Here is an 8,455-nt window from a genome sequence, read left to right as displayed (position 1 = left end):
TGCGGATAGCGGTCGGCGCTTTGGGTTGGTGAGCTGCTACGGGCATGCTTGCCTCCAGGGTAAGGTGTTGATTACGCGACCTCACCTTGCCACAGCGCAGGTCGCTATCCACCCTCCTCATAGGATCTGAACAGTTCGCCATCGATCGTCGCCGCCACGCATGCATCGCTCTCCGAATCCCTTCGGAGCCAATGAATCACGATCACACGGCGACCGCGAGCGACTTCTTCAACAGCCTGCTAGGGCTACGTTTCAGCCATTTCAAGAAGCCGCTTAAGCGATAATACTTCCCTTGAGTGCGGCTGCGCGTCTTGCCGCTGTTCAGATTTTGAGAAAGGCTCACCCTGGATTCACGGCGAACGTCCTGAGCGAGCAAGTGCGACCGGGAAATCCGAAATCCCGCGCTCCCATACCGAGGCGCTGCCAAGGCCGCCATGGAAGTCGCGATGAAATTCTCGGACGACCTGATGCGCGATTCCTCCGTCGCTCAGAAGTACGCGAAGCTTGGCAGCGGGGAAGCCGGTTTTCCGAAACAGGCTAACGAACGGCGTTCAGTTCAAGTCGCTGTGCGAAGCGCTGGTTCGCGGGCCTGTCAGGAAGAAACAGCACATCGGCAGATTTGGTGCCGGTTGTTCTGGCCTCAATCTCGGATTGGCTTGCCTTTTGGTGCCCGGTCCGGGTCAGCCAGTATGCCTCGTATCCGTTATCCGACAAGAGGCGCAGGACTGCCAAAACCGACGCCCCGAACTTGTTCAATCCTTGGTCGGAAAGTTCGACAAACAGGGCCGGCCGGGCGAACCTCAGGATCTCGATCATGCCCTGAAGCGTCAGCAGTTCGGCGCCTTGCACATCGATTTTCACGAGCGCCGGGCGCCGGGGTCCCTTTTCCGCGAGCAGTCCGTCGAGCGTCACGGCGGTGACCGGCACGCCGGTGCCGTTCCGGGAAAGCTTGTGGTCGGCGGGGTAAAGCGGATTGATTTCGAGAAAGGTCGTGCCGGGCTCGGCGGCGGCGACCACCCTCAGCGCCTCGACGCGGCCAAGGAGACCCGCGCGCTCGAGCGCGCAAATCAGGCCGCTGTAATTCTGATCCTCCGGCTCGAGAGCGATCACCTTTCCGCCATCGCCTACCCATTCAGCAAAGCGGAGCGAGAAGAAGCCGACATTGGCGCCGACGTCGATGACCAGTGATCCGTGTGGCACGAATTCCCTCAGCTGATCGATTGGGCCTGCTTCAAAATACCCTTTGTAGAGGGGATAAAGCGCAAGATAGGCGCGGTGGAAAAGCGGAAGACGCTGCAGGCCGAGCTTGGCGGTCAGCACGTATAGCCTGATAGCCGAATCTCTTAGGAAAACTTTGAGCATTCAGGAACCATCCAATGACACCGATGCAGGATTTGTTCACAGTGACTGTCGAGGCGCCCCGCCCGGAGGGCCGCAGCGCAACGATCTTCGTTCGGCTATGCAGACTTTATCACTCGATCAAGAACCTGATCGCGGGAATAAAGAGGTACCTCCCGAGGATCGGCATCGACACACCGCCCCAAGACCACCTGGCTGGATAATGCCGCCACCGCCACGAGCCGGAGGTTTCCAATTACGAACATCAGGAGCACTTCACATCACCGGCTGGCGTGGCTCAGCTCGGAAAACCATTGTTGGTCCCGGCGAACAGCTTCGCTGAGTACGCTCCCGAGCCCAGCCCGGTGACCCAAAAAAGCGTGGTCTGGTTCGCCCTGAGGCATGTGGACGACATTCAACGGCGACCGACGGACGAAGTCCAAACCCTTGCCGGACCGCACTACGTTTATGGCTTCCTCACGACAGCGCCGAACGAACCGATCCATCCCAGGATCATGCGGTGATCACACCACGAATGAGGAGCACGAGGTTTGGATGTGCGTGCCACATGGGATCAGGCGAAGGCGTGGCTGCGGCCGTATGATGCGCTGAAGATTGTAATGCGCGGCGAGGACAAAGAGGGTCAGGCAGCAGCCTTAAACCGACTGAGACCTCAAACCTGGTGCCCCATTGTCGCATCGAGGCCCACCTGCCGCGCCGCAATAGAGTCGGGGTAACCAGTCCTCGTCGTTTCACTATAAGATTGGCTGTGCCATCGGTAAGCGGCGGCGACCATTGCAATCGCATCTTGGTCAAGCCCCTCGTTACGAGGAGGGCAATATGAAAAGTGTATCGAAGTACATTTGTTTCACAGCGCTCATGATCGTCACGTGCTGCACGAGTGGTGGAGGTGGTGGATCGTCGCTGCTACCGCCGGCTGGGTACACTACCAGTCAGCTGATATTCGAGGACACCTTCACCGGGCACTCGCTCGACTCCACGAAGTGGATAGCGGCGATCGCGGACCAGAACGGTATCTGGCAGCAGAGCGTGCCGTCGCCGTACTCCGCGATGAACGCTGGCGGATTCAACGCCGAGTACTTCGACCCGGCTCAGATCAGCACTGGCCCATCAGGCTTGAAGATCGTTGCGACGAGAAGCAACCGGTTCGCCGGGTACACGTGGAAGTCGGGCGCCATCTGCACGCACGGCAAGTTCACGTTTGCCGGTGGCTACGCCCAGATACGCATGAAGCAGCCGGACGTCAGCACTGGCGGATGGCCAGGCTTCTGGCATCTCGAGGGCGGGGCCGAGATCGACACGCAGGAGGGCGGGTTCCTCAACGGCTCCGTGTCAGGCAACGGAGTGCTGGCAAACGCTTTGTTGGCTGCCACCAACGAACAGCGGTTCTTCGATGCTGGTGTGGATCTTTCGGCCGACTACCACGTTTGGGGCATGGAGTACGTACCGGGCGTGTCAATCAAGTTCTATTTCGATGGTGGGCTCAAGCGAACCGTCACTACGAACGTGCCGACCGGTGCCATGACCCTGCTCATTAATCTGAGTATCGCCAACAGCAGCGCGTCTGACTGGCACACGGCCTACGACAGTTCGACCCCGACAACGCTCGAACTGGAGGTGACCGACGTTCAGGTCTACCAGCTGAGCATGACCGACAGCATCGAGGGGTGACCCATTCGATCACCTGCGATCGATCATGGCAGCGGTTCGATCGGCACGGGTTCGTCGACCCGCACCGCCTGCGCGCGGTTATTCACGCGGAGGCAAATGAGATTGATGCGGCGCGCGCCCGACGCCTTCAGCTGAAGCGCCTCGCAAGTTGGCGGTGAGCTTGTGCGATGGTGTCCGCCGCGCCGATCGGTTCCGCGAAGGCGACGGACTTGGATCAGTTCCTGCGGGGCGGATCGACTCAATTGGATTGCCGACATGGCCGGTCGCGAGGCCAACGAGCCAACCGGCTCACTGGACAGTGGTACCAGCGACGAGATCCTATCACTGTTCGGGGGCTTCATCGCGACGGTGACACCATCATCCGGTTCCGCATGCCACCGAATTCGCCGATCGCGCGGGCCGACAGATCACGCAGCACGATGGTCGGATCCTCGGCGACGATGTGGCATCAGGCAAAAATTCGCTTCTGAACGCCATGAGCTTGCTCCCACGTCTTCTGGAGAGCCTGCGAACGCCACGCACGCGCTTCGCGGGATCAAAGTGCGGAGCGCCTTGACCGTTCTTGGGATCGCCGTTGGCGTCGCCGCACAGGCGAGCGCGGTGCAATTCAGTGCGGATCAGCAAAATGGGGCTACCCCTGAGGAACGATCGCGGATCGGAGAAAACCATGCGATGAATTCAGAGATGACGCATGAGACGCATGACCTTAACGACGAGCGCAGGGCTTAACGCCCAGCCCGGTCGAACTCCCGGCTCTCCAGCGGTCAAGGCTTGTAAATGGAAGTTGTCATTGCACAATCCGAAAGACTTAAGGCGCAAAAGCTTGCGCCCACGAAGAAAAGGCAAATCCGGTTGGGTGAACCGCACGCTATTCTTGTATCGGGAGCTGCGGGCTTCGTAGGAAGCAAGCTCGCAAGGCTCTTTGTTGATCGTGGATATCCGGTCTTCGGCTTTGATGACCTGTCACGAGGTTCTCGGCAAAACCTAAGTGGCCTCCTCACGCATGAGAGGTTCATCTTTGAGAAGGTGGATCTCTCAGACGCCGGTGCAGTGAGAAGCCGTTTTATGGATTGTCACAGTCGCATTCCGATTTCCGAAGTTTGGCACATGGCTGCCAATTCGGACATTGCTGCGGGAATCGCCGATGCCTCTGTTGATCTACGCGATACCTTTCTGTCGACGTTCAACGTGTTGAACGCAATGAAGGAGGCGGGGGTTCCGTTCCTTGCTTTCGCTTCCAGTTCAGCAGTATACGGCGATTTGGGGGAGGCTCCGATTAGAGAGGATGTCGGGCCGCTGCTGCCCGTTTCCAATTACGGTGCTATGAAGCTCGCATCGGAGGCGCTAATCAGCGCTGCCGTCGAGAACTGGCTAGCTCGGGCTTTGCTCTTTCGCTTTCCGAACGTGATCGGCGTTCCAGCAACACACGGTGTCATTCTAGATTTCGTGAGAAAGCTAAGGATCACGCCAAACAAGCTGAATGTTTTGGGATCGGGACGACAGCAGAAAGCGTATCTTCACGTCAATGATCTGATTGATGCAATTGTATACTTGCGTGCGAACGCATCCGAGCGGCTTGGCTATTACAATATCGGCCCCGGGGACAACGGGGTAACCGTTAGCTTCATAGCGGAGACGACTGTCGGGGCTGTCGCACCGGGCGCAGGGATCGAATATGGAGTTGAAGACCGCGGTTGGACGGGTGATGTTCCCCGATTTTCCTATGACATAGCTAAAATCAGTGCACTCGGTTGGCGGCCCCAGCTTGGTTCGGCTGATGCTGTTCGAAAAGCCGTCGGAGAAATCGTGCGACAGGAAGGACACCTGTGATGCAGGCGGTTGTACTTGCGGGCGGTCGAGGGACGCGGCTCAGGAGCCGGACAAATGACTTGCCTAAGTCGCTGGTCAAGGTTGGTGGCAGGCCACTTCTTGAGCATCAAATCGTCCTCGCCAAGCGACACGGTATCGAGAGGATCTTGATTCTGGTGAACCACGCTGCCGAGCGAATCGTGGAGTTTTGCAATCAGCGCGAGAATTGGGGGATTGACGTTCTTTGCGTAAATGACGGTGCGCCTCGCGGGACTGCTGGAGCAGTTCTGTCCGTTTTGGATCTGCTCGAAGACGACTTCCTGACGATCTATGGCGACACGATGCTCGACATCGATCTCACCCGCTTTAAGTGCTTCCATGAAAATAACAAGGCAGCAGCCGCAACAGTTTTCACCCATCCGAATGATCACCCGCATGATTCCGATCTGATAGAAACGTCAGAAGACGGTATGGTTACCGCGTTCTATCCATGTCCACACGATCCCGGTTGTTATTATCCCAACAAAGTCAGCGCGGCTCTTTACTATATTAGAAGGCAAGCTTTATTCCGGTGGCGCGCCACAGTAACCCCGCTCGACTTTGGCAAGGACCTTTTTCCTGAAATGCTTCGGGCCGGTATGAAAATTAGAAGCTACAACAGCCCTGAGTACATAAAAGACGCTGGGACCCCGGCGCGACTTGACAAGGTTTGCGCCGACTTTGAATCGGGCTGCGTAGCTCGAGCCTCACTCACTTCTCCGCAGAAAGCAGTATTTTTGGACAGGGACGGGTGCATCAATGTTGACCATGGACACATCGATCGTCCCGAACGCTTCGAACTGATTGAGGGAGCCGCGGCCGCGATCGCTTGTTTCAACCGAGCCGAATACCGGACAATTGTCGTCACTAACCAACCCGTTTTGGCCAGAGGCAATTGCTCTGCACGAGACTTGCGGATGATCCATAACAAGATGGAGACTGAGCTTGGCCGCCGTGGAGCTTTTGTTGACGCCATCTATTTCTGCCCGCACCATCCAGATCGCGGCTTTATCGGTGAGGTGGAAGAGCTGAAGATCCGCTGTGAATGCCGCAAGCCTTCTACTGGGTTGATTAATGAGGCGGTCGAGGCATTCAATATCGATCGCAGCCAATCCTGGGTCATCGGCGATTCGTCTACGGATGTCGCTCTCGCAAAGCGGTCTGGCATCAGATCGATCCTAGTCGAGACGGGCGCGGGCGGGTTGGATAGCAAGTATCATGTCACGCCTGACTATACCGTCTCAGACTTGTTGGAGGCAGCTAAGTTCATTCTCGCCGTTCATCCACCCTTGATAAATTCAGCATCTGATCTGATCTCGCATGTGAAGCCAGGTGATGTTTGTTTCGTAGGGGGCCTCTCCCGGAGCGGAAAGAGTTTTCTTTCCAGCGCTATCGCGGAGGTCCTTCGCGGGCGCGGCTTTGAGACGGAAATCGTTGCTCTTGATCGCTGGATACGGTCCGTCGCGGATCGCGAACCAGCCGTGATGGGTCGCTCCAATGTGGACGAGATCAGGCAGGTTCTAAGCCGCTTAGTGGGCGTTCGCTCTCGCGAGACGCACGAACTGCCCTTTTACGAAAAGCTCAGCCGCATATCGCATCCAAGATCGGAAAGCATAACCGTTTCTCCGAAAACCATCCTGGTCGTGGAAGGAACCGTCGCTCTTTGGCTATCCGATGTGGTTTTGGGCGGTCGTGCACACACATTTTTCGTTGATATTGATGAGGAGGTGCGGATGTCCAGAGTAGCTCGAGAATACTTGCGGCGAGGTATGGATTGGGGGACTGCAGCGAGTATTCACAGTTCGCGCCAAGAGGACGAGACACCGATCGTGTTGGCATCGCGGGCGCATGCTAAACATTGCGTCCAATTGCGGGCGATTGAGCTGACAGAGGCAGTTCAATGATCATTAGTCAGACGCCGTTTCGAGTCAGCTTTGTGGGAGGTGGTAGCGATCTTCCTGCCTTCTATCGGCAGGAAAGTGGCGCCGTCCTAAGCGTTGCTATCGACAAGTACGTCTACGTGAATGTGAACCGCAAGTTCGATAGTGGCACTCGAATCGCGTATTCGAAAACGGAAGAAGTAGACAGTGTTGAGCACATCCAGCATCCGATTGTAAGGGCGACGATGGGATATCTTGGGATCCCTGGAGGAGTTGAGATAACAACTATTGCCGATATTCCTTCGAAGGGAACAGGACTTGGATCCTCAAGCACTTTTACCGTTGGCCTTCTGCATGCACTAAATGCGTTTCGTGGCCAGTATATCTCCAAGGCAAGGCTCGGCGCTGATAGTTGTCGCATTGAGATCGAACTTTGTGGCGCTCCCATTGGAAAGCAAGATCAATACGCCGCCGCTTTCGGGGGGTTGAATCTTATCGAGTTTCACCCTGATGAAAGCGTCTCGGTGTCACCGCTCATATGCCCAGCTGATTTTATCGCTTCAATTGAGAAACAAGTTCTCATGTTTTACACCGGCATTACGCGTAGTGCTTCAGACATTCTCGTCCGACAGTCAGAGGAGATCGCAAGAGCACCGGACAAGCGGAAAGCGCTCAGGCGAATGGTCGAGCTCACCTATCACCTTCGTGATGAACTGCATCGATGCAACCTCGACGCCTTCGGCGAAATCCTCCATGAGAACTGGCTCTTAAAAAAGAGCCTCTCTGAAGAAATCACGAACGATGTAATCGATGGCTGGTACCGAACTGCGTTGCGAGCAGGTGCCACGGGCGGCAAGTTACTTGGAGCAGGTGCAGGAGGTTTTCTCATGTTCTTCGCGCCTCTCGATCGCCACGACGCAATCAAAGTAGCCCTTGGGGAGCTAAAGCATATCCCTGCGAAGTTCGACTTCGTCGGGAGTCGCATCGTTCATTATCAACCGACATCGGAGGCCACCCAATGAATGACTTCAGCGGCAGCGCTCAAGTATATTTCGAGAAGCTCGAGACCGTTCTGGCTTCATTAGATCACCAAAGCTTTGATAACGCAGTAGCCTTGGTCGCGCAGGCACAGGAAGACGGCAAGCAAATAATCACTCTTGGAAATGGTGGCAGCTCACTTACGGCGCTACACTTTATCACGGACTGGAACAAGAGCATCTATCTCTCTACGAAGCGCCCGTTTCGTGGTCGGACTCTGATCGACAATGTGGGCCTTACATTTGCGTACGCGAACGATGTTTCTTTCGAGGATGTATTCGTCGAGCAGCTGAAGAACATCCTGAACGACGGCGACTTGGTCATTGCCATTTCGGGCAGCGGGAACTCGGAAAACGTTTTGCGCGCTGTTCGATACGCTAATGATCATGGCGCAGTCACGTTGGGTCTTTGTGGATATAGTGGAGGAGCGCTCAAGCAGATCGTTCAACACGTGGTTTGGGCGAATGTGAATGACATGCAACTAGCGGAAGATATACATTCTATGTTCGGGCATGTCGTTATGCAGCGCCTTTGTTTTGGAAGTACACAAAAGTGGAGCGATTGGCGACAACGGCTCAGCGCTGCTGGAGGCCTCAATCCAAATCGAGCTGGCGCCGAGACGGCTTGGCAACCCTGATCGAGAACAAGCCATGCCGCAG

At 56.2% G+C, this 8,455-nt stretch carries 6 protein-coding genes; 5 read left to right on the top strand and 1 reads right to left on the bottom strand.

Annotated elements, in window-relative coordinates; all coding sequences use genetic code 11:
- Positions 1 to 537 precede the first annotated feature (537 nt).
- Positions 538 to 1,362, bottom strand: a complete 825-nt coding sequence (locus NKJ08_RS19395) for an FkbM family methyltransferase (RefSeq protein WP_352531686.1) — start codon at positions 1,360 to 1,362, stop codon at positions 538 to 540.
- 816 nt (positions 1,363 to 2,178) lie between these two features.
- Here NKJ08_RS19395 and NKJ08_RS19390 point away from each other — a divergent pair.
- From NKJ08_RS19390 to NKJ08_RS19370, 5 genes are all read left to right on the top strand, one after another.
- Positions 2,179 to 3,030 (top strand): glycoside hydrolase family 16 protein, encoded by an 852-nt coding sequence (locus tag NKJ08_RS19390; protein WP_352531684.1) that lies wholly within the window; start codon positions 2,179 to 2,181, stop codon positions 3,028 to 3,030.
- A 777-nt stretch (positions 3,031 to 3,807) separates the two neighbouring features.
- Complete coding sequence (locus tag NKJ08_RS19385) at positions 3,808 to 4,860, top strand: NAD-dependent epimerase/dehydratase family protein (protein ID WP_352780236.1); 1,053 nt, start codon at positions 3,808 to 3,810, stop codon at positions 4,858 to 4,860.
- Positions 4,860 to 6,782, top strand: a complete 1,923-nt coding sequence (locus NKJ08_RS19380) for an HAD-IIIA family hydrolase (protein ID WP_352531690.1) — start codon at positions 4,860 to 4,862, stop codon at positions 6,780 to 6,782. Before NKJ08_RS19385 ends, NKJ08_RS19380 begins: the two co-directional genes overlap by 1 nt.
- Positions 6,779 to 7,780 carry a GHMP family kinase ATP-binding protein gene (locus NKJ08_RS19375; RefSeq protein WP_352531678.1) on the top strand — a complete coding sequence of 334 codons (1,002 nt, stop codon included), beginning with the start codon at positions 6,779 to 6,781 and terminating at the stop codon, positions 7,778 to 7,780. Before NKJ08_RS19380 ends, NKJ08_RS19375 begins: the two co-directional genes overlap by 4 nt.
- Positions 7,777 to 8,433, top strand: a complete 657-nt coding sequence (locus NKJ08_RS19370) for an SIS domain-containing protein (protein ID WP_352531676.1) — start codon at positions 7,777 to 7,779, stop codon at positions 8,431 to 8,433. The genes NKJ08_RS19375 and NKJ08_RS19370 overlap by 4 nt, the downstream gene beginning before the upstream one ends.
- The last annotated feature ends 22 nt before the right edge of the window (positions 8,434 to 8,455 follow it).

Origin of the sequence: Mesorhizobium sp. M0244 (assembly GCF_040321795.1) — a bacterium.
Classification (GTDB): Bacteria; Pseudomonadota; Alphaproteobacteria; order Rhizobiales; family Rhizobiaceae; genus Mesorhizobium.
The sequence above is the reverse complement of the archived record's forward strand: the minus strand, read 5'-3'. Positions and strand labels throughout refer to the sequence as shown.